Below are 19,919 nucleotides of genomic sequence, written 5' to 3'. Positions count from 1 at the left end.
TCAGCCGACGAGGTCTTTCGAGATGCCGATCCAGAACTCGGTGGCGAGGGCGAGGCTCTCGACGTCGATTCGTTCGTCGTGGCCGTGGAACCGGTTGCCGAAGGTGGCGAAGTCCATCGAGGGCGAGAACAGGCCGGCGCCATAGGCGACACGACCGCGTTGCCGATAGAAGCGGGCGTCGGTGCCGCCCACCACGAGACCGGGGACCAGCGTGGCGTCGGGGTAGACGATCTGGGTCCGCTTGCTGATCGTGTCCCACAGATCGTTGTCGGTCGGCGACTCCGTCGCGACGCCCACCTGGAGGTCGGTCACGTCGACGTGGGGCGCGAGGTCGCCGAGTGCGTCGTCGAGCATCGCCTTCACGTCGTCGTACGAGGTGCCCGGCACCGTGCGGATGTCGACCTCGATGTCGACGGTGTCGGGGATGACGTTCGTCTTCTGCCCGCCCTCGGCGACGTTCGGCGAGATCGTCGTGTGGGTGAGCGCATGACACATCCGGGCCTGGGGGACCGGCAGGGTCGAGATCGCGTCGTAGACCCGCTCCGGGTCGAGCATCGCCGACTTCAGCTCGGCCGGGATCGACAACGAGTCGACGAAACCGGTCCACGTGGGACCGAGCCGCGGGTTCGGCCGGTATTCCGACAACCGGCGCACCACCTCGGCCGCCTTCACGAGCGCGTTGTCGGCACCGAACGGCATCGAGCCGTGACCGGGTGTGCCGCTGACCCGCAGCCGGCGCCACGCCAGGCCCTTCTCGCCGACGTTCACCGTCACGTGACGGTGCCCGTGATCGTCGACGGTCGACCAGCCACCGAGCTCGGTCAGGCAGTAGTCGGCGTCGATCGCCTCGGGGTGGTGCTCGAACATCCACTCGGCGCCCCACGTGCCGCCGGCCTCCTCGTCGGCGACGCCGAAGTAGATGAGGTCGCCCTTCGGCCGGAATCCGCTCCGGGCGAGATCGCGGAAGGCGACCGCCATCGACGAGGTGAGGTTCAACATGTCGATTGCGCCGCGGCCCCAGACCTCTTCGACACCGTCGTCGTTGCGCACCAGCTCACCGCCGAACGGATCTCGGCTCCAGCCGTCGGGGCTGACCGGCACCACGTCGGTGTGACCCATCAGGCACAACGACGGAGCATCGGGGTCGGATCCCTCGATGCGGGCGACGATCGACGCTCGTCCCTCGACCGCCTCGAAGCGCTGCACGTCGAGCCCGGCACCCTCCATGAAGTGCTGCAGCGTGTCGGCGTTCCGGGTCTCCTCGCCCGACTCGCGGGTTCCGTCGTTGACGCACGCGTTCTGGATCATGGTCTGCAGCAGCTCGACGGTCTCGGCGGTCAGGGCGCGTTCGGTCATGGCGTCACCCTATGCCGTGGGGTTCGCTCGGCCGGCTGCGGCTCGGGGTGCGTCGCCGTCGTGGCTGAACGTCCGCTGATCCTTGACCGAACCTGCACTGGTCGTCACGTGCGATTGTGCGTACACTGCACGTGATGACGACCCTTTGGTACAGCCTCGCTGCCTTCCTCGGATTGGCTGCCGTGGCGACCGCTCGCGGGCCGCAGGCCGAGCCGATCAGGGTTCGGGTGCGTCGCTCTCGCCGTCTCCGCCGCTGAGCGGCTGCATCGCCGCCAACTCGGCGGTGAAGTTCGCGCGGGCCCGCTTCTCCCACTGCTCGAGTCGGAGCGACGCCGGGAAGATCGAGGCGCGCTCGAGCATCGACCGCACGAACGCCGTTCGTCCCGCTCGCCACGACGCGTCGTCGAGGTGGCCGTACTCCTTGCGCACGTTGCGGACGTAATCGCTGTACGCGCCCGGCTCGGCGGCGAGCACGCCGAGGTCGGCGGCGAGCATGACGCACGTCGCACGGTCGACGCAGTCGGCGCCGTGGTTCGCAGTCGCCTCGATCATGGTCGCGGCGCGTTCGGTCGGCTCGGGCGGCCACCCGAGGTCGGTGAGCGCCCGACGGGCCATGGCGGCGCTCGCCGTCTCGTTGTCGGATGCCGTCGGGTCGTAGACGACGTCGTGGAAGAACGCCGCCGCGACGACGATGTCGAGGTCGGCGTCGGCGACGTCGGCTGCCGGTGCGAGGGTGCGGACGTGCTGCACCACCCAACGCACGTGTCGGGCCGTGTGATAGTGCCGGCCCTCGGCGCGGTGCGCGCCCATGACGGTGTCGAACCAGTGCTCGGCGTCGGCACCGATCCCCACGTGACGCAGCCAGGCGAGGTGGAGCTCTCGCTCGTCGCCACTCATGCACACCAGTGTGGCAGGCTCGGAGCCCGTGACGATCCTGATCGACGAAGCCCGCTGGTGGTTCCGCGGCCGAAAGTGGTGCCATCTCGTCAGCGACGAGTCGCTCGACGAGCTCCACGCGTTCGCCGACGCCAACGGCATTCCGCGCCGAGGGTTCCAGGGTGACCACTACGACATCCCCGACGAGTACCGCGCCGAACTGATCGACAACGGGGCGACGGTCGTCGAGAGCAGAGAGCTCGTCCGGCGGCTGCGGGCAGCGGGCTTGCGCCTCACGCCGAGCGAGCGTCGAGCCCGCGCCAGCGCGGCGGCGCACCCACCAGATCACGCGGACAGCTGATCGTGCGGCCGAAGACGAACCACTCGACGAGTTCGACGCCCGCCTGATCGGTCAGGTCGCACATCTCGAACCATCGATCGGCGTCGCCCGGTTCGGTGCCGCCGTCCGCGGTCCGATCGGTCGCCACGAGGAGCGCGTCGAGGCCGTTCTCGACCAGGGGCGGGTGGGTGAAGCACTCGATGGCACCGAGGACGTGGTCGGGTTCGTCGGTGCCGTCGACGGTCACGATCGAGAAGCCGCATCGCCGGTCGTCGAGGAGGACGATGACCGTCTCGTGGCGCCGGGGGACGGCGAGCGCCCGACGGAACAGGGAGAGTGCGGTCGCCGGATCGACGATCGGGTCGATGTGGGCGCGTGGGAACCGGTGGATGCCGGTGGGTCGGGACATGATGACCTCGAACGGTGGGGCCGGTGGGACACCGGCGGTTGTCGAGGGGAAGTCGGTACGAGGCACCCTACGGAGGGGGTGTCACATCGCGAGCCGCCGGCGTGGATCGACCCGGCCCGCCATCGTGATCTCGGGGTACGGTGGCGCCATGGCCAAGGTGACCATCTACCACAACCCAAATTGAAACTCGTCGAGCAATGCCGTGCGCATTGCAGAAGAACTCGGGGTCGACGCCGACATCGTCGTGTATCGCAAGAACCCGCCCGACGAGGCGACCTTGCGTGACATCATCGCCAAGCTCGAGGACCCGCCGACCGACCTGGTCCGGCGCGACAGCCTGTTCAAGAAGCTGGAGCTGTCCGACGACGACGTCCGGACGGTCGATCAGATCGTCCAGGTGATCCTCGACAACAAGATGATCATGCAGCGTCCCGTCGTCGTGACCGACGACGCCGCCATCATCGGCCGCCCCAAAGAACGCGTCGCCGAGCTCCTGTCGTCCTGACGCGAGCGGGCCGCCGACTCGCGTCGGCGGCCCGGTTCGACTCCGGTGCTCGGTGATCAGCTGGCGGGGGCTCCCATGATCGCCTTCGTCTCGAGGAACTCTTCGAGGCCGAGGCTGCCCCACTCACGGCCGTTGCCCGACTGCTTGTAGCCGCCGAACGGCGCCTGGAAGTCGGGCCCGGCACCGTTCACGTGCATGTTGCCGGTCCGGATACGGCGGGCGATCGCCATGGCGCGCTCGGGGCTGCCCGACACGTAGCCCGACAGTCCGTAGGGCGTGTCGTTGGCGATGCGTACGGCGTCGTCGTCATCGTCGTAGCCGATGATGACGAGGACCGGACCGAAGATCTCCTCACGGGCGATGCGCATGTCGTTGGTGACGTTCGCGAACAGCGTCGGGCGGATGTAGTAGCCGGCGTCGAGTCCGTCCGGGCGACCGGTGCCGCCGGCGACCAGGGTCGCGCCCTCGTCGATGCCGGCCTGGATGAGGTCCTGGATCTTGTTCCACTGCACCTCGGACACGACCGGTCCGATCGTCGTGCCGTCCTGCGACGGAGGGCCGACGACCACGGCCTCCATCGCGGCCTTGGCGATCGCGGCCGCCTCGTCCATGCGGCTCTTCGGGACGAGCATGCGAGTGGCCGCGTTGCACGACTGGCCCGAGTTCATGCACATGCCGAACGCGTCGCGGCCGATCGCCTCGGCGAAGTCGGCGTCGTCGAGGATGATGTTGGCCGACTTGCCGCCGAGCTCCTGGGCGACCCGCTTGACGGTCGGGGCGGCGTTCTTGGCGACCTCGACGCCGGCGCGGGTGGAGCCGGTGAACGACATCATGTCGACGCCGGGGTGGCCCGACATGTACGAGCCGACACCGGCGCCGTCACCGTTCACCAGGTTGAACACGCCGGCGGGCACACCGGCCTCGTCGAGGATCTCGGCGAAGATGATCGCGTTCAACGGGGCGACTTCCGACGGCTTGAGCACCATCGTGCAGCCTGCGGCGAGAGCCGGCGCGACCTTGCACGAGATCTGGTTGATCGGCCAGTTCCACGGCGTGATCATGCCGACGACACCGATCGGCTCCTTGACCAGGAGCGAGTTGCCGAGCTGTTCTTCGAACTCGAAGCTCGGCAGGACGGCGGCCGTCGTCGCGAAGTGAGCGAGGCCGCTCGCCGCCTGCGCGGCCTTGGCGAGACCGAGCGGCGCACCCATCTCGGCGCTGATGGCGTTGGCGAGATCGTCGGCACGTGCACCGATCAGCTCGGTGACCTTGTTGAGGATCGCGGTGCGCTCGTCGATCGAGGTCTGCGACCACGACTCGAAGGCACGCTGGGCAGCGGCGACGGCGGCGTCGACGTCGGCCTGGCCGCCGAGTGCGATCGTGGCGATCGGTTCCTCGGTGGCGGGATTGATGACGTCGAGGGTGTCGCCGGTGGACGACTCGACCCACTGGCCGTCGATGTAGAACTTGGTCGCGTTCGGGGAGATCTCCATGAGTGCCGACACTACGGCGAGCGACGGGCGCGTGCGGAGTCGGCCGCGCGGGCTTCGTGCCGCACGACTCGTCCGGTTCAGCCGGGCCTGGCGGCGAACAGCTCGGCGACGTCGGCGACCTCGGACAAGCCGGCGAGCAAGGTGTCGCGACCTTGCAGCACGTGTTCGACCATCAGGCGTTCGGCCCGCTCGGGCTCACGGGCGCCGACCGCCTCGGCGATCAGTCGGTGGAACGTCGCCGAACGTTCCAGTTCGGTCGGTTCGAAGTGCTGCAGCGCTTGGAACACGAGCGGCGCGTCGACCGCCGCATGGACCAGGCTCCGGATCCGGCTGTGGCGGCTCATCGCGAGCAACGACTCGTGGAAGTCGGCGTTGGCGGCGTCGAGGTCGCGGACGACGGCGCGGTCGTCGCGTGACCGGAGCCCGGCCTCGGTCGCGCGCTCGAAGCGCTCGAGCGCGCTGCGGAGCCCGATCAGGTCGGCGTGCTCGTGGCGCGTCGCCGCCAGCGACGCTGCATACCCCTCGAGCCGGGCGCGCACGTCGTACAGGTCGGCGATCTCGTGCTCCGACAACGGACGGACGCGTGCCCCGCGGTTGCGTTCGACGACGACGAGCCCTTCCGATTCGAGACGGCGTACCGCTTCGCGCACCGGTGTGCGTGAGCAGTCGAACAGCTCGGCGAGTCGTTGCTCCACGAGACGCGTGCCCGGCAGGAAGTCGCCCTCGACGATGCCCCGCCGCACCCCGTCGTAGACGCGGGCGACGTCGTTCGAGGTGGCGGTGGCGAAGCTGTCGGTCATCCGGCCTCGCCGTCGCTGCTCTCGACGTCATCGGCAGAGATGCGGAGCAGGTCGTCGTCGGCATCGTCGACGAAAACCTCGGTGACCCGCTCGTCGACGTCGTCCCACTCGGTGCGCAACGCGCGCGACATGACGCCGTGCATCATGTAGAGCGACGCAACATAAGTGAGTTCGAGCAGCTCTCGGTCGGAGAAGTGTCCACGCAACCGGTCGAACAGGGCGTCGGGCACGCGGCCGAGGTCGTAGACGAGACAGTCGGTGTAGGCCAGGACGAGCCGGTCGACCTCTCCGAAGCAGTCGGCTGCCGACCAGTGGGGGATCGCAGCGATCTGCTCCTCGGTCGCGCCGAGGCCGCGCAGCGCCTTGCAGTGCTGGGAGAACACGAACTGGCTCTGGGTCGCGTACCCGGCGCGGGCTTGTGCCCACTCGCGCAGTATCGGGTCGATGCTGACCGATCGGTACACGCCGAAGCCCTGGATGGCGTGTTCGAAGACCTTGGTGTCGTTGGCGAAGACGGTCCACCAGTCGCCGGGTGTCCCCGTCGCGGTGCCGGGCTCGACCGCCGGGTCGCGGTCGCCGAACAGGAGGCCGTACATCGACTCGACGAGCGGGTCGGTGTTGTCGGCGCGGGAGACGGGATCGAGGCGCGGCACGGTTCAGGCCGAGATCGGTCGAGCCGGCGCGTGGCGGACGTCGTCGGTGGTCAGCCGGCGTTGCCACGCGGCGAACTCGAGCAGGATGCCGTCGGGGTCCATGAAGTAGATCGAGCGGACGAACACCCCGTCGTGGGGTTCGGCGGCGATCCCGAACTCGGAGTCGTCATGGTTGGCGACGTCGGTGCAGTCGACGCCGGCGGCGCGCAGGCGCTCGACGTACTCGTCGATGCGCTCGGCCGGCACGTCGAAGGCGACATGGTTCATCGAGCCGTGGGCGGTCACGAAGTCGCCGCGGTCGACCCGACCCGCCGGGGATGCGATGCCGGGTGCGCGCGCCGGCGCGTCGGGGAACCAGAAGAACGCGAGCGAGTCGCCGCCCCCGCAGTCGAAGAAGAAGTGCTGGCCTCCCCCGGGCAGCTGGATCGTCTTCGTGAGCGGCATGCCGAGCACGCCCTCGTAGAAGTCGACCGTGCGGCCCATGTCCTCGCACACCAGCGCGAGGTGATTGATCCCCCGGAACTCGAACTCGTTCATGTCTGGATTGTGCGCAATTGCTGCATCGACGTCAAGCGGCCGACCGACAGAGTCGTTACAGTCGCTGATGCTCGGCGAGTTGTTGCGCTTGGGCGCAGTCGAGTTGTATGCAATTGGCATGTCGATCGCACCGTCTTCGGCCGGCCCGCTCGAGGGCATCCGGGTCCTCGAACTCGGCAGCTTCATCGCCGGCCCGTTCGCCGGCCAGCTGTTCGGCGACTACGGCGCCGACGTGATCAAGATCGAAAACCCCGGCACGGGCGACCCGATGCGTTCGTGGGGTGTGACCACCGACGACGGCGACAGCCTGTGGTGGCCCGCGATCGCTCGCAACAAGCGGTCGGTCGTCGCCGATCTCCACGACCCCGACGGGCTCGCCTTCGTCCGGGCGCTGGCCGACACCGCCGACATCGTGCTCGAGAACTTCCGGCCCGGCCGTCTCGCCGAGTTCGGTCTCGACGACGAGACCCTGCGCAGCACCAACCCCGGCGTCATCGTCGTCCACGTCTCTGGGTTCGGTCAGACCGGACCGCGAGCCGCCGAGGCCGGGTTCGGATCGATCGGCGAGGCGGTCGGCGGCATCCGACACACGACCGGCGACCCCGATCGCCCACCGGCCCGATGCGGCATCAGTCTCGGCGACTCGCTCGCCGCCATGCACGCGGTGATGGGCGCACTCGCGGCGCTGCACGAGCGAGAGCGGAGCGGCGTCGGGCAGAGCGTCGACGTGGCGATCTACGAGGCCGTTGCCTCGTTGATGGAGTCGACGATGGTCGACTACGAGGTCGGCGGAGTCGTCCGCCAGCGATCCGGTGGCGTCCTGCCGGGCGTCGCCCCCGCCAACGCCTATCCCTGTGCCGATGGATCAGAGGTGCTGATCGCCGCCAACGCCGACACGGTGTTCCGGCGCCTGGCCGCAGCGATGGCGCCCGATCTCGCGGGCACCGACCTGTCGACCGACGACCGGTTCGCCGAACACGGGCCGAGGGGGCGCAACGCCGACGAACTCGACCGGATCGTCGCCGACTGGGCATCGACCCGCACATCGGCCGACCTCCTCGCGCTCCTCGCCGAACACGGCGTACCCGCCGGACGCGTCTACACCGCGCCCGACATGATCACCGACCCGCACTATCTCGCCCGCGACATGGTCGTGCGCCGGACCGCCCGCGCCGGCTTCGAGACACCGATGAACGGCATCGTGCCGAGGTTCTCCCGCACGCCGGGCTCGGTGCGCGACGTCGGGCCGAACCTGGGTGAACACACCGACGAGGTGCGGGCCGAACTCGCCGCACGAGCGGGACGCGCGGAGCATCGTCGGACGAACGAGACTTCCGACGGTTAGGACCGGCCCATCCCTGGGTACGGTGGTCGGAGCGTGAGCGAGCCTTCGAGTACCACCCCATCCCGAGCGGCCTGGAAGCCGCTGCTGGCGCTCTTGCGTCGCCAGTGGCTCGGACTGGCGCTCGGGGTGGGAGTCGGCCTGCTGTGGACGCTCGGCAAGATCGCCGTTCCCCAGCTGGTGCGCCTCGCGATCGACCGCTCGATCGAAGGCGCCGAGAGCGCCTGGGGCTGGGCCGCCCTGATCGCACTCGCCGGTCTCGTGACCGGCACGTTCACCGCAGCCCGCCGATACGTCGCGTTCTCGCAGAGCCGGCTCGTCGAACGACGGCTTCGCGAGCGGCTCCTCGATCACATCCTCTGCCTCCACATCGGTTACCACGACCGGGCCCAGACGGGCCAGCTGATGAGCCGGGCGTCGAGCGACCTGAACCAGATCCAGGCGTTCGTCGTCATGATCCCGCTGACCGTGTCGAACCTGTTCCTCGTCGTCGTGGTCACGATCGTGCTGTTCTCGATGAACGCCTACTTGGCGCTGTTCGCGCTCGTGCCACTGCCGTTCCTCCTCGTCAACGCCCGCACCTTCTCGACCCGCATCCATCCGGCCGTCCGTGCGGTCCAGCAGGAGCAGGCGCAGCTCGCCACGGTGGTGGAGGAGACCGTGGCCGGGGTTCGCGTCGTCAAGGGCTTCGGCGCCGAGCCGGTCCAGGCGAAGAAGCTCGAAGCCGAGGCCGACGACATCCGCAACGTGTCGCTCGACGCCGCCCGGATCCGGGCGATGCACCTGCCGATCAACGAACTGCTCCCGTCGATCGGCCTCATCGCCGTCCTCGGCATCGGCGGCTATCAGGTCATCAACGGCGAGATGCAGCTCGGCGAACTCGTGGCGTTCAACATCTACGTCCAGATGCTCGTCTGGCCGTTGCGCACGATCGGCATGACCGTCGCCTGGGCGCAACGGGCGACCGCCGCACTCGAACGCGTCGACGAGGTGATGAGCGTGACGCCCGAGATCGTCGATCCGGACGACCCCCGGCCTCGGCCTACCGAGGGTGCCGTTCGTTTCGACGACGTCAGATTCGGCTACGACGCCGACGAGCCGGTGCTCGACGGCTTCGACCTCGACATCGAGCCGGGCACGTCGGTGGCGATCGTCGGCTCGACCGGCAGCGGCAAGTCGACGGTGGCCCGGCTGCTCATCCGCTTCTACGACCCCCAGCACGGCTCGATCGCGCTCGACGGCACCGATCTGCGAGACCTCACCGTCGCCGACGTCCGCCGGTCGGTCGGGTTGGTCTTCGAGGACACCCTGCTGTTCCACGATTCCGTCGGCGCCAACATCGCGTTCGCCCACCCCGAGGCGACGCCCGAACAGGTGCGCCGTGCAGCCGAGCTCGCCGGTGCGGCCGACTTCATCGACGACCTCCCCGACGGCTATGACACGATCATCGGCGAACGCGGGTTCTCGCTGTCGGGCGGACAACGGCAGCGGATCGCGATCGCCCGCTCGATCGTGTCCGACCCCGCCGTGCTGATCCTCGACGACGCGACGAGCGCCGTCGACCCGACCAAGGAGCACCAGATCCGAGACGCCATGTCGACGGTGATGGACGGGCGCACCACCATCGTCATCGCCCACCGTGCCGGCACCATCGCCATGGCCGACCGGGTCGTCCTCGTCGCCGACGGACGCGTGGTCGCCGACGGTGCTCACGACGAGCTCCTCGCACGTGAACCGCACTACCGGGCCGTGCTCGCCGCCGCCGAACTCGCCGATGCCGAACTCGCCGATGCCGACGGTGTGACCGAGGGGGCCGGCTGATGTGGGGCGGGAGCGCCGTCAGCGAGGAAGACCGCCTCGACGCCGACGAGGCGAAGCAGGTGCTGCGTCGTGCGGCGCGGTTCGCCAAGCCGCAGCGCAAGCTCGCGCTCGCCACGCTCGGCTTCGTCACCCTTGCCACGAGCACCACGATCATCGGGCCGCTGCTGCTGCGCTACGGCATCGACGAGGGCATCGCCAAGGGCGACCGAGGCGCCCTCAACCTGGCGATCGGCATCTACATCGTCGTGGTGATCGTCGCCCTCATCGGGTCGCGCCAGCAGTACATCTTCGTGAACCGGGCGGGCGAGGGCTTCCTCCGATCGCTCCGGCTCCGACTGTTCGCCCACATCCAGCGACAAGGCCTCGCATTCTTCGATCGGAACAAGGCCGGCGTTCTCGTCTCGCGCATGACCGCCGACATGGAATCGATGTCGGAACTCGTGCAGTGGGGGCTGCTGCAGTTCGTGTCGGCGGCGATCCTGCTGGTGTTCGCGCTGATCGTCCTGCTCATCATGTCGTGGGAGCTCACCCTGCTCGGCCTGCTGGTGATGCCGTTCATCATCGTGGCGACGCGTCGCTTCCAACGCGACTCGAACGAGGCCTACCTCGAGGTGCGCGAGCGCGTCGGCGAGAACCTCTCGGCGATCCAGGAGAACATCACCGGCGTCCGTGTCATCCAGGCGTCGGTGCGCGAAGGCGAGCAGCGACGGCGCTTCGCCGTGATCAACCGCCAGCTCTACGACGCGCACCTCCACAGCGTGAAGGTGTCCACGTGGTACTTCGGCGCGGTCGAGTTCTTCGGTGTGCTCGCCACGGCGATCGTGATCGGAGCCGGCGGCTGGCTGGCGTCGAGCGGCCAGGTGTCGACCGGTACCGTCGTCGGCGTCGTCCTGTTGTTGTCGAGCCTGTTCGAACCGGTGCAGCAGCTGTCGCAGCTGTACAACACGCTCCAGGCGTCGACCGCTTCGCTCGCCAAGATGTTCCAGATCCTCGACACGACCCCCGACGTCGACGAGCACCACGGCGCGGTCGATCTGCCGGAGTCGGGCGAACTCGCCGTCGACGGGGTCGGGTTCACGTATCCCCGCACCAGCACGCCGGTGCTCGCCGATGTCGACCTCACGATCGCGTCGGGCGAGCGGATCGCGCTCGTGGGTCCCACCGGTGCCGGCAAGTCGACGCTCGCGAAGCTCGTCGCCCGGTTGTACGACCCGACCGAGGGGCACGTCCGCTTCGGTGGTGTCGATCTGCGCGACGCGACGCTGGCGTCGCTGCGGAACCGGATCGTCGTCGTCCCGCAGGAGGGATTCCTCTTCGACGGCACGATCGCCGACAACCTTCGCATCGCCCGACCCGACGCGACCGATGACGATCTGGTGCGCGCCCTCGATGCGATCGGTGTGCGGGCTCGATTCGAGGAGTTCCCCGACGGTCTCGCGACCGAGGTGCGCGAACGCGGATCACGCCTGTCGGCGGGGGAGCGGCAGCTCGTCTCGCTGGCCAGGGCGGCGTTGGTCGACCCGGCGGTGCTCGTGCTCGACGAGGCGACGTCGAGTCTCGACCCGGGCACCGAGGCACTCGTCGAGCAGGCGTTCGAACGGCTCACCGACGGACGCACGACGATCGTCGTCGCCCACCGACTGAGCACCGTACAGCGGGCCGATCGGATCGCCGTCGTGGAGCGCGGTCGTCTCGCCGAACTCGGCACCCACGCCGAGCTGGTCGAACTCGACGGCCACTACGCCCGTCTCGCCGCCGCCTGGACCGCCTCCCAACCCGTCTGACCCCCGGTTCACCCCGGTGAATGCGTGATCAATGTGCGCACCGGGTGCGCACGGAGTTCACGCCTTCGTGGGGCGGTCGAGGGAGGTGAGGGTGGCGGTGTGGCGGAGGGCCGGCAGGGTGGTGAGCGCGTCAAGGTCGGACTCGGCCACACCGCTGATGCGGAACGTGGCCGGTTCGCCGGGGAGCAGGTGGACCAGTTGACGATCGACGGTCGCGTCGGGATGGACCCGCTCGGGGAAGATCGCCAGGTCGCGGACCACGACGTCGGACGTCACGGTCACGACCAGGTCGTCGCCGTCGTGTGACGCATCGAACGACAGGTTCGGTGTCGGCAGTGGCGCCTCACGATCGAGGGCGAACCACCACCATGCCCGCCCGGCATCATCATCGACATCGCCGACGGTCAGCACGTCGGAGCGGGCGCCGGTGGTGGGGGTGAGCGTGAACGAGGCGATGCCGTCGGGAGCGACGGCCAGTTCGACCGGTTCGCTCGACACGATGTCGCCGGTCGCCGAACGCCGCACCGCCTCGGTCGTGACGTGCCACGGTCGGTCGGTGTCGTTGATCGCGAACACGACCAGACGGTCGCCACGCGGCTGCACGGTGAGGAGGCGGGGCCGGTAGGCGTCGCGCAGTGCGTACCACGCCGGCTTGCGGCGGGTCCGCGAGTCGATCACCGCCCAGCTGGTGACGGGCCAGCAGTCGTTCAGCTGCCACCACACGGTGCCCATGCAGTACGGCTTGAGCGAGCGGAAGTGTTCGACGCCCGTGCGGATCGCCCGGGCCTGCACGACCTGGGCTGCGTAGCAGAACGCGTCGAAGTCGTCGACCGTGCCGAATCGGGGTTCGATGCCGCGATCGAGCTTGAGGTCACCGTCGGCCGCCTTCTGGTGGGTGAACCAGGCGTCGGACGACCGGTTCAGTTCGGCCGGATCGAGATACTCCTCGAGGGTCCGTACCGAGGGAGGGGCCTGCCAGCCGAACTCGGAGGCGAAGCGGGGCGTTCGATCGCGATAGCGAACGAGGTCGATCTGGTTCCAGACGTCCCACACGTGGACACATCCGTGTGCATCGGCGTTCGGCGCGACATCGGTCGAACCCGAGAACGGACTGCCCGGCCAGTACGGACGGCCGGGATCGAGCTCGGCACAGACCGACGGGAGGAGCTCGTGGTAGAAGCCGGCACCCCACGGTCGCCCCTCGAGCACCTCCTGCCACGCCCAGTCCCAGAAGCCCCAGATGTTCTCGTTGTTGCCGTTCCAGATCGCGAGCGACGTGTGATGCATCAGGCGAGACACGTTGTCGCGGGCCTCGGCCTCGACCTCGTCGGCGAGGAGGTGTTCGGGATAGGCCGCGCAGGCGAACAGGAAGTCCTGCCAGACCAACACGCCGAGCTCGTCACAGGCGTCGTAGAAGGCGTCGTCTTCGTAGATGCCGCCGCCCCACACACGGAGCAGGTCGACGTTGGCATCGATCGCCTGCCCGATCCGTTCGCGGTAGCGCTCGGCGTCGATGCGGCTCACGAAGACGTCGTCGGGGATCCAGTTGATCCCGTGCACGAACATCGGGCGGCCGTTGACGAGGAACCGGAAGGCGGACCCGTTCGCGTCGGGCGTGGTGTCGAGCTCCACGGTGCGGAACCCGATACGCATCGAGCGCCCGTCGACGCGTTGGCCGCCTTGGAGCAGGCTCACGTCGAGGCGGTAGAGGGGCTGGTCGCCGAGCGTGTGTGGCCACCATCGTCGGACCGCGCCGACGTCGAGCGCGACCCGGACGCGATCGCCGGCGAACGCGACGTCGTGTCGGCATACCTCGACACCGTCGGGATCGACGACCGCGACGGCCACGGTCGCGCCGCCGGTCGATGCCACATCGACCTCGACGTCGAGGCGACCGTGGTCGTCGGCGTCGACCGACACGTGCGGTCGGACGTCGCCGAGCCGGGCGGCCGACCATGCAACGAGCCGAACCGGGCGCCACATGCCGGCGTCGGTGAGCCACGGGCCCCAGTCCCAGCCCCAGCTGCACGCCATCTTGCGGATGTAGTTGAACGGACGACCGAAGTTCGCCGTCGGCCAGTCCCCCTCACGCTCGCGTCGACGCTCGGCCGCGTCGGTCGCCGATCGCACGACGACGTCGATCGTGTTGACGCCAGGTCGGGCCAATGCTGCGACGTCGAATCGGTACCGCCGGTGCATGTTCTCGGTGACGGCGATGATGGTGTCGTTGATCGAGATCTCGGCGAGCGTGTCGAGTCCGTCGAAACAGAGCTCGAGATGATCGTGCGCGAGGTGTCCGTCGTCCACGGTGAACTCGCCGTGGAACCGCCAATCGCATCCGGCGACCCACGCCACCGCGGCCTCGTTCGTGCTCTCGAACGGATCGGGGATGACGCCGGCAGCGAGGAGGTCGGTGAAGACGCCGCCGGGCACCGTTGCCGGGATCGGTTCGACGGCGGGTGCCCCCTCGGCGCGGCGGTGCTGGTGGAGCGTCCACCCGTCGTGCAGGTGGGTCGTGACCGGCGCGGTCACGGCGACACGCGTTCGCCGGTGGTGCCGTCGAACACGTGGAGGTGACGTCCTTCGACGGTGAGGTGCAGCGTGTCGCCGGTGTTGACCACGACCGTGTCGTCGCGGACGTTGATGATGAGTCGGTGCGTCGAACCGTCGTCGTCGACGTCTTCGTTGCCCTCGGGCTGGAACAGCTGCATGTCGTCGACTTCGACGTGGAGGATCTGTTCGGAACCGAGATGTTCGACCAGCCGGACGCGGGCGGGAAGTCCCTCGCCCGACGAGGTGAGTGTCACGTGCTCGGGACGCACCCCGAGCACGAACTGGCCGTGTCCGGCGAGGTCGGCGATCGACGCGAGGTCGGGGGAGAGCGCCGTGATGTCGGCGGTACCCGATGCGGCGAGCACCTGGTCGTCGGAGCGACGGATCGTCGCATCGATGCGGTTCATGGGTGGCGAACCGATGAACCCGGCCACGAACACGTTGGCGGGCTTGTTGTACAGCTCGGTCGGGCTCGCGACCTGCTGGAGGACGCCCAGGTTCATCACGGCGACCCGGTCGCCCATGGTCATGGCCTCGACCTGGTCGTGGGTGACGTAGAACATCGTCGCCTTCAGCTTGCGCTGCAACTCGGACACCTCGGCGCGCATCTGGACGCGGAGCTTGGCATCGAGGTTCGACAGCGGCTCGTCCATCAGGAACACCTCGGGCTGGCGCACCATGGCGCGGCCCATGGCGACGCGCTGACGCTGGCCGCCGGACAGCATGCGCGGCTTGCGATCGAGCAACTCGGTGAGTCGGAGCGTCGCCGCCACGTCGCGGACGCGCTGCTCGCGCTCGGTCTTGTCCATCCCGGCGACCTTCAGCGGGTAGGCGAGGTTCCCCGCGACGGTGAGGTGCGGGTAGAGCGCATAGCTCTGGAACACCATGGCGATGTTGCGTTTGCGGGCCTCGACGCCGTTGACGCAGCGGTCGCCGATCCAGATCTTCCCCTCGCTGATGTCTTCGAGTCCGGCGAGCATGCGCAGCGTCGTCGACTTGCCGCAGCCCGACGGGCCGACGACGACGAGCAGCTCGCCGTCGTCGACGTCGAGGTCGAGGTCGGTGACGGCTTCGAAGCCGTTCGGGTAGCGCTTGACGACGTTCTCGAATCGTACGGTTGCCATGGTGTCCCCCAGGTGTTCGGTGTTCGGTCCGGTGCTCAGTCGGTGGGCAGTGAGCCGGATCGGATGAGGTCGGCGTACCAGAGCGCGCTGCGCTTGGGGCGCCGTTCGAGGCTGTCGGGGTCGACTTCGACGATCCCGAACTTGGGGCCGTAGCCCCACGCCCACTCGAAGTTGTCGAGCAGCGACCAGGCGAAGTAGCCCTCGATCGGGACGCCCTGCTCGATGGCGCCGGCCACCTGCTCGAGGTGGCCACGGAGGTAGGCGATGCGATCGTGGTCGGCCACACGGCCGTCTGCGTCTCGTTCGGTGTCGGGCATCGCCGCGCCGTTCTCGGTGATGAGGAGCTTCGGGAAGTCGTACTCGTCGTCGAGGAAGCGCAGCAGGTCGCCGAGGGCAGGCGGGTGGATCTCCCACCCCATGGCCGTCTCGTCGCCTCGGTCGCCCCGCTCGCCGTCGATCGCCGCCACGAACTTGCGGGTGTAGAAGTTGATCCCGAAGAAGTCGACCGGTTGGGCGATGAGATCGAGATCGCCCGGCAGCACCTCGGCCTGATCCCAGCCGAGCCGTTCGGTGGCGAAGGCCGGGTAGCCGCGCCCGGCGATGGGGTCGGAGTACCAGCGGTTCTCGAACTCGTTCACGATCTGCTGGCGTTCGCGTGCGAACGGCGAATCGCCGACCGGGGTGACCGGCGTGAAGTTGATCACGACGCCGACCTCGTGCGAGGGCTCGATCTCCTTGATGGCCCGGAGTGCCATGCCGTGTGCGAGCAGGACGTGGTGGCTCGCGGCGAGTGCCTCGTCCAGGTCTCGGTGGCCGGGTGCGTGCTCCCCGGTCAGGTAGCCGAGGTTGGCGATCACGTACGGTTCGTTCACCGTCGTCCAGCGGGTCACTCGGTCGCCGAGCCGACGGACGGTGGCGGCCGCGTAGTCGGCGAACGCCTCGGCGGTCGCCCGGTTCGTCCACCCGCCCTGGTCTTGCAGGACCTGGGGCAGGTCCCAGTGGTAGAGCGTCGGATATGGCGTGATCCCGGCCGCGAGCAGCTCGTCGACGAGACGGTCGTAGAAGTCGAGTCCGGCGGCGTTGACCTCGCCCGTGCCGCCCGGGACGACGCGCGGCCACGCGATCGAGAAGCGGTAGGCCGTGAGTCCGAGATCGACCATCAGCGCGACGTCGTCGGCGACCCGGTTGTAATGGTCACAGGCGCGGGTGCCGTCGGTGCCGTCGATGATCGTGCCCGGTGTCGCGCAGAAACGATCCCAGATGCTCTCGCTCTTGCCGTCGGCGTCCGACGCCCCCTCGATCTGGAACGACGACGTCGCTGCTCCCCACACGAAATCGGTGGGGAACGCGCGCGATGCAGGCGTTGTGGAAGCGCTTTCAGTCATGGGAGCAACAGCAGTCACAGGATGAGGTTCCTTCAGGTCATCGGTCACATCGGATCGGCATTTGCCCTGGTCAGAGCACAGATCAACGGTCTGTATTGACAGGCGAACGAACCGAACCGTAACATGGAAGCGTTTCCAGTTCAAGGGTCGTTCTTCGGGCGGCAACCTGTCGGAAACATTGCGAGTGGGTCCCGACGACCTGCCCGTGCAACGATACGGCAAGCGAAGATCTCGGGGGGAGGTTGCGTGGAACAGAAGGTCACGCTCGACGATGTCGCACGACTGAGCGGGGTGTCCCGATCGGCGGCGTCGCGTGCACTCAACGACCGTCCCGGCGTCCGCAGCGACGTCCGTGAACGGGTCAACCGGATCGCCGACCACCTCGGCTTTCGCCCGAACCGGGCAGCGAAGAACCTCGCATCCGGTCGCTCGTCGGTCATCGGGCTCGTGATCCCGTCCGACGACCTGCGGGTCGACCCCTACGGCGCCGCCATGACACACGCGGTCGGACGAGCTGCCTCGCAACTCGACCTCGGCATGATGCTCCACCTCGCCGCAGAAGAACCCGGCGATACGGTCAACCACATCCTGCGCGACGGCCTCATCGACGGCTTGCTCATCAGCTCGGTCGCCGCCGACAAGCAGTGGGTCGACGAGCTCTTCGACTCCGTCCTGCCGACCGTCCTGATCGGCACCCACCCCACCCGTGACGACGTGTTGAGCGTCGATGTCGAGAACACCGAGTCGGCCGCCGGCGCCGTGACGCACCTGTTCGAGCAGGGCTGCGAGCGCGTCGGCTGCATCGCCGGCCCGCTCGACCGTGCCGACGCTCGCGCCCGTCTCGACGGCTATCGCCTCGCCCACGACCGGGCCGGTCGTCCGGTCGACGAGGCCCTCATCGCCCACGGCCGGTTCAGTCGTGCATCCGGTCTGCCGGCGGGTGCCGAGCTGTTCGAGAAGGGGGTCGACGGGATCTTCGCCTCGAACGACGAGATGGCCGTCGGTGCGATCCTCAGCGGCGCCCGGTCGGGATTCCGGGTGCCCGACGACGTGCTCGTCGTCGGTTTCGACGGGACGGCGTTCGACGAGGTCATCGAACCGACGATCACGAGTGTCATCCAACCCTTCGACGAGATCGGACGCACTGCGGTCGAACTCCTCAACAAGCTCGTGCACGGCGAGGCCGGACTGACCTCGGTCTCGATCGTGCCGCCACTGGTGCAAGGAGGTTCGACGACCCGACCCTGACCGCCACCCATGCGCGCTGGAGCCCGAGGACGAGTCGGACCCCAGCCGTTCCCACGACTTCAAGCCTGTCTACAGCCCATCAGAAGGAGAACATCCACCATGCTACGCAGGACGCGTACCTCACGCGGTGCCCGAGTCGGCGCCGTCGTGCTCAGCCTGGCGTTGGTCGCCGCCGCGTGCGGCGGCGACGACGATTCGTCGGACGCCGAAGAACCCGCCGAGGAACCAGCGGAGGAGGCCGAAGAACCGGCCGAAGAACCCGCCGAGGAACCGGCCGAAGAGGCCGAAGAACCGGCCGAAGAACCCGCCGAGGAACCGGCCGACACCGCCGCCGAGGAACCCGCCGAGGAACCGGCGAGTGACGCCACCACCGTTCGGTGGTTCGTCGGTCTCGGTACCGGCTCGCAGGACGAGCAGATCGACCGCCAGCAAGCGCTGGTCGACGACTTCAACTCGACCCACGACGACATCCAGATCGAGGTCGAGTTCGTGCCCAACGAGACGGCCGCCCAGACGCTGGCGACCCAGATCGCAGCGGGCAACGCCCCCGACATCATCGGCCCGGTCGGCCGCGAGGGGTCGAACTCCTTCGCCGGCCAGTACCTCGATCTCGATCCGCTGATCGAGTCGACCGGGTACGACCTGTCGATCTACCCGACCGCCCAGGTCGAGGCGTGGGTCGACGACGACGGTGCGCTTCGCGGCCTGCCGTTCGCGTCGTACCCGTCGGCGATGTTCTTCAACACCGAGCTGTTCGACGCCGCCGGCCTGCCGTACCCGCCCCAGGAGTACGGCCCCGACGGCACCGCCGTCTACGGCGAGGGCACCGAGTACGAAGGCACCTGGGATTGGGCCAAGGTCGAAGAGATCGGCAAGCTCATGACCATCGACTCGGCCGGCCTCAACGCCACCGAGGAGGGCTTCGACAAGGACGACACGGTCCAGTGGGGTTACATCCACCAGTGGACCGAGCCGCCGATGGCGCAGGGCACCTTCTTCGGCGCCGGCAAGATCCTCCAGGAGGACGGCACCGCAGCGATCCCCGAGCAGTGGGTCGAGGAGTGGAACTGGTACCACGCCGCCAAGCACGAGTCGGGCTTCGTCCCGGACCAGACCGAGATCGACTCCGACCTCCTCGCCGGTAACGCGTTCAACTCGGGCAAGGTCGCCATGGCGAACACGCACCAGTGGTACACGTGCTGCCTGTTCGACGGTGACGGCAACGCCGCGAAGTTCTGGGATCTGGCGATCGTGCCGAGCTACGAGGGCAACGTCGTGTCGAAGCTGCACGCCGACATCTTCCGGATCCACAAGGACACGGAGAACCCCGACGAGGCGTTCGCGGTGCTGACCTACTTCCAGGACGACATCGCGCTCGACCTGCTCACCATCTACGGCGCCATGCCGGCCCGTCCCGACATCCAGGCCGACTACTTCGCGAATCTGGACGCCACGTTCGACCAGGGCGTGACGTGGGACGTCATCGTCGCGGGCGGTCAGTACCCCGACGTGCCGAGCCACGAGTCGTACATGCCGGCCTACCTCGAGTCGTTGACCCTGATCGAGGAGTTGGAAGGCGAGATCAGCGGTGACCCGACGCTCGACGTCGACGCACGTGCCGCCGAGATCGAGGCCCAACTCAACGAGATCTGGGCCGCAGCCGAAGGCTGACCCGGACCATCAACACCACCTA

General features: G+C 68.4%; 17 protein-coding genes. 7 read left to right on the top strand and 10 right to left on the bottom strand.

Annotated elements, in window-relative coordinates:
• Together BDK89_RS15760 and BDK89_RS15755 are read right to left on the bottom strand one after the other, a co-directional pair.
• A complete protein-coding gene (locus BDK89_RS15760; RefSeq protein ID WP_133869864.1) occupies positions 1-1,356 on the bottom strand; it encodes a M20/M25/M40 family metallo-hydrolase in 1,356 nt (451 codons plus the stop codon).
• 216 nt (positions 1,357-1,572) lie between these two features.
• Entirely contained in the window at positions 1,573-2,253 is a 681-nt protein-coding gene (locus BDK89_RS15755; RefSeq protein ID WP_166657620.1) for an HD domain-containing protein, read from the bottom strand.
• A gap of 28 nt (positions 2,254-2,281) precedes the next feature.
• On the opposite strand from BDK89_RS15755, the gene BDK89_RS15750 reads away from it, so the two are divergent.
• Entirely contained in the window at positions 2,282-2,593 is a 312-nt protein-coding gene (locus tag BDK89_RS15750) for a DUF4031 domain-containing protein (protein WP_133869862.1), read from the top strand.
• On the opposite strand, the gene BDK89_RS15745 is transcribed toward BDK89_RS15750, so the two are convergent.
• Positions 2,526-2,981 (bottom strand): hypothetical protein, encoded by a 456-nt coding sequence (locus BDK89_RS15745; protein WP_133869861.1) that lies wholly within the window; start codon positions 2,979-2,981, stop codon positions 2,526-2,528. The genes BDK89_RS15750 and BDK89_RS15745 overlap by 68 nt on opposite strands.
• Before the next feature lie 202 nt (positions 2,982-3,183).
• Between BDK89_RS15745 and BDK89_RS15740 the strand changes: the two genes are divergently transcribed.
• Complete coding sequence (locus BDK89_RS15740) at positions 3,184-3,486, top strand: arsenate reductase family protein (RefSeq protein ID WP_208294091.1); 303 nt, start codon at positions 3,184-3,186, stop codon at positions 3,484-3,486.
• A gap of 56 nt (positions 3,487-3,542) precedes the next feature.
• Here the strand turns inward: BDK89_RS15740 and BDK89_RS15735 are convergent, their stop codons facing one another.
• The 4 genes from BDK89_RS15735 to BDK89_RS15720 all read right to left on the bottom strand — a co-directional run bounded on the left by BDK89_RS15735 (position 3,543) and on the right by BDK89_RS15720 (position 6,969).
• On the bottom strand, positions 3,543-4,979 hold the full coding sequence (locus BDK89_RS15735; protein WP_133869859.1) for an aldehyde dehydrogenase family protein: 1,437 nt from the start codon (positions 4,977-4,979) through the stop codon (positions 3,543-3,545).
• A 77-nt stretch (positions 4,980-5,056) separates the two neighbouring features.
• Positions 5,057-5,779 (bottom strand): GntR family transcriptional regulator, encoded by a 723-nt coding sequence (locus tag BDK89_RS15730; protein ID WP_133869858.1) that lies wholly within the window; start codon positions 5,777-5,779, stop codon positions 5,057-5,059.
• The gene (locus BDK89_RS15725; protein WP_133869857.1) at positions 5,776-6,432 is read right to left on the bottom strand and encodes a carboxymuconolactone decarboxylase family protein; all 657 of its coding nucleotides are present in this window, start codon (positions 6,430-6,432) and stop codon (positions 5,776-5,778) included. The genes BDK89_RS15730 and BDK89_RS15725 overlap by 4 nt, the downstream gene beginning before the upstream one ends.
• 3 nt (positions 6,433-6,435) lie before the next feature.
• The gene (locus BDK89_RS15720) at positions 6,436-6,969 is read right to left on the bottom strand and encodes a VOC family protein (RefSeq protein WP_133869856.1); all 534 of its coding nucleotides are present in this window, start codon (positions 6,967-6,969) and stop codon (positions 6,436-6,438) included.
• A gap of 118 nt (positions 6,970-7,087) precedes the next feature.
• On the opposite strand from BDK89_RS15720, the gene BDK89_RS15715 reads away from it, so the two are divergent.
• The 3 genes from BDK89_RS15715 to BDK89_RS15705 are packed head-to-tail and all read left to right on the top strand — an operon-like array spanning position 7,088 to position 11,916.
• Positions 7,088-8,314, top strand: a complete 1,227-nt coding sequence (locus BDK89_RS15715) for a CaiB/BaiF CoA transferase family protein (protein ID WP_133869855.1) — start codon at positions 7,088-7,090, stop codon at positions 8,312-8,314.
• Between the two features lie 33 nt (positions 8,315-8,347).
• Positions 8,348-10,132 carry an ABC transporter ATP-binding protein gene (locus tag BDK89_RS15710; RefSeq protein ID WP_133869854.1) on the top strand — a complete coding sequence of 595 codons (1,785 nt, stop codon included), beginning with the start codon at positions 8,348-8,350 and terminating at the stop codon, positions 10,130-10,132.
• A complete protein-coding gene (locus tag BDK89_RS15705; protein ID WP_133869853.1) occupies positions 10,132-11,916 on the top strand; it encodes an ABC transporter ATP-binding protein in 1,785 nt (594 codons plus the stop codon). The genes BDK89_RS15710 and BDK89_RS15705 overlap by 1 nt, the downstream gene beginning before the upstream one ends.
• A gap of 57 nt (positions 11,917-11,973) precedes the next feature.
• Here BDK89_RS15705 and BDK89_RS15700 read toward each other — a convergent pair whose 3' ends face one another.
• Genes BDK89_RS15700 through BDK89_RS15690 form a run of 3 tightly spaced genes read right to left on the bottom strand, consistent with a single transcriptional unit; the run spans position 11,974 to position 16,978 of the window.
• A complete protein-coding gene (locus BDK89_RS15700) occupies positions 11,974-14,448 on the bottom strand; it encodes a glycoside hydrolase family 2 protein (protein WP_133869852.1) in 2,475 nt (824 codons plus the stop codon).
• Complete coding sequence (locus BDK89_RS15695) at positions 14,445-15,593, bottom strand: ABC transporter ATP-binding protein (protein ID WP_133869851.1); 1,149 nt, start codon at positions 15,591-15,593, stop codon at positions 14,445-14,447. Before BDK89_RS15695 ends, BDK89_RS15700 begins: the two co-directional genes overlap by 4 nt.
• Before the next feature lie 35 nt (positions 15,594-15,628).
• Positions 15,629-16,978 carry a GH1 family beta-glucosidase gene (locus BDK89_RS15690; protein ID WP_133869850.1) on the bottom strand — a complete coding sequence of 450 codons (1,350 nt, stop codon included), beginning with the start codon at positions 16,976-16,978 and terminating at the stop codon, positions 15,629-15,631.
• Between the two features lie 246 nt (positions 16,979-17,224).
• On the opposite strand from BDK89_RS15690, the gene BDK89_RS15685 reads away from it, so the two are divergent.
• Positions 17,225-18,226 (top strand): LacI family DNA-binding transcriptional regulator, encoded by a 1,002-nt coding sequence (locus BDK89_RS15685; RefSeq protein WP_166657619.1) that lies wholly within the window; start codon positions 17,225-17,227, stop codon positions 18,224-18,226.
• A 99-nt stretch (positions 18,227-18,325) separates the two neighbouring features.
• A complete protein-coding gene (locus BDK89_RS15680; RefSeq protein WP_133869848.1) occupies positions 18,326-19,897 on the top strand; it encodes an ABC transporter substrate-binding protein in 1,572 nt (523 codons plus the stop codon).
• The last annotated feature ends 22 nt before the right edge of the window (positions 19,898-19,919 follow it).

Origin of the sequence: Ilumatobacter fluminis, assembly GCF_004364865.1 — a bacterium.
In the GTDB taxonomy this organism is placed as follows: domain Bacteria; phylum Actinomycetota; class Acidimicrobiia; order Acidimicrobiales; family Ilumatobacteraceae; genus Ilumatobacter; species Ilumatobacter fluminis.
The sequence above is the reverse complement of the archived record's forward strand: the minus strand, read 5'-3'. Positions and strand labels throughout refer to the sequence as shown.

Excerpts from the sequence above, each read along its gene's own strand:
- BDK89_RS15690 (WP_133869850.1), bottom strand. The coding sequence starts at position 16,978 with ATGACTGAAAGCGCTTCCACAACGCCTGCATCGCGCGCGTTCCCCACC.
- BDK89_RS15745 (WP_133869861.1), bottom strand. The coding sequence starts at position 2,981 with ATGTCCCGACCCACCGGCATCCACCGGTTCCCACGCGCCCACATCGAC.
- BDK89_RS15735 (WP_133869859.1), bottom strand. The coding sequence starts at position 4,979 with ATGGAGATCTCCCCGAACGCGACCAAGTTCTACATCGACGGCCAGTGG.
- BDK89_RS15705 (WP_133869853.1), top strand. The coding sequence starts at position 10,132 with ATGTGGGGCGGGAGCGCCGTCAGCGAGGAAGACCGCCTCGACGCCGAC.
- BDK89_RS15695 (WP_133869851.1), bottom strand. The coding sequence starts at position 15,593 with ATGGCAACCGTACGATTCGAGAACGTCGTCAAGCGCTACCCGAACGGC.
- BDK89_RS15730 (WP_133869858.1), bottom strand. The coding sequence starts at position 5,779 with ATGACCGACAGCTTCGCCACCGCCACCTCGAACGACGTCGCCCGCGTC.
- BDK89_RS15720 (WP_133869856.1), bottom strand. The coding sequence starts at position 6,969 with ATGAACGAGTTCGAGTTCCGGGGGATCAATCACCTCGCGCTGGTGTGC.
- BDK89_RS15755 (WP_166657620.1), bottom strand. The coding sequence starts at position 2,253 with ATGAGTGGCGACGAGCGAGAGCTCCACCTCGCCTGGCTGCGTCACGTG.
- BDK89_RS15680 (WP_133869848.1), top strand. The coding sequence starts at position 18,326 with ATGCTACGCAGGACGCGTACCTCACGCGGTGCCCGAGTCGGCGCCGTC.
- BDK89_RS15715 (WP_133869855.1), top strand. The coding sequence starts at position 7,088 with ATGTCGATCGCACCGTCTTCGGCCGGCCCGCTCGAGGGCATCCGGGTC.
- BDK89_RS15760 (WP_133869864.1), bottom strand. The coding sequence starts at position 1,356 with ATGACCGAACGCGCCCTGACCGCCGAGACCGTCGAGCTGCTGCAGACC.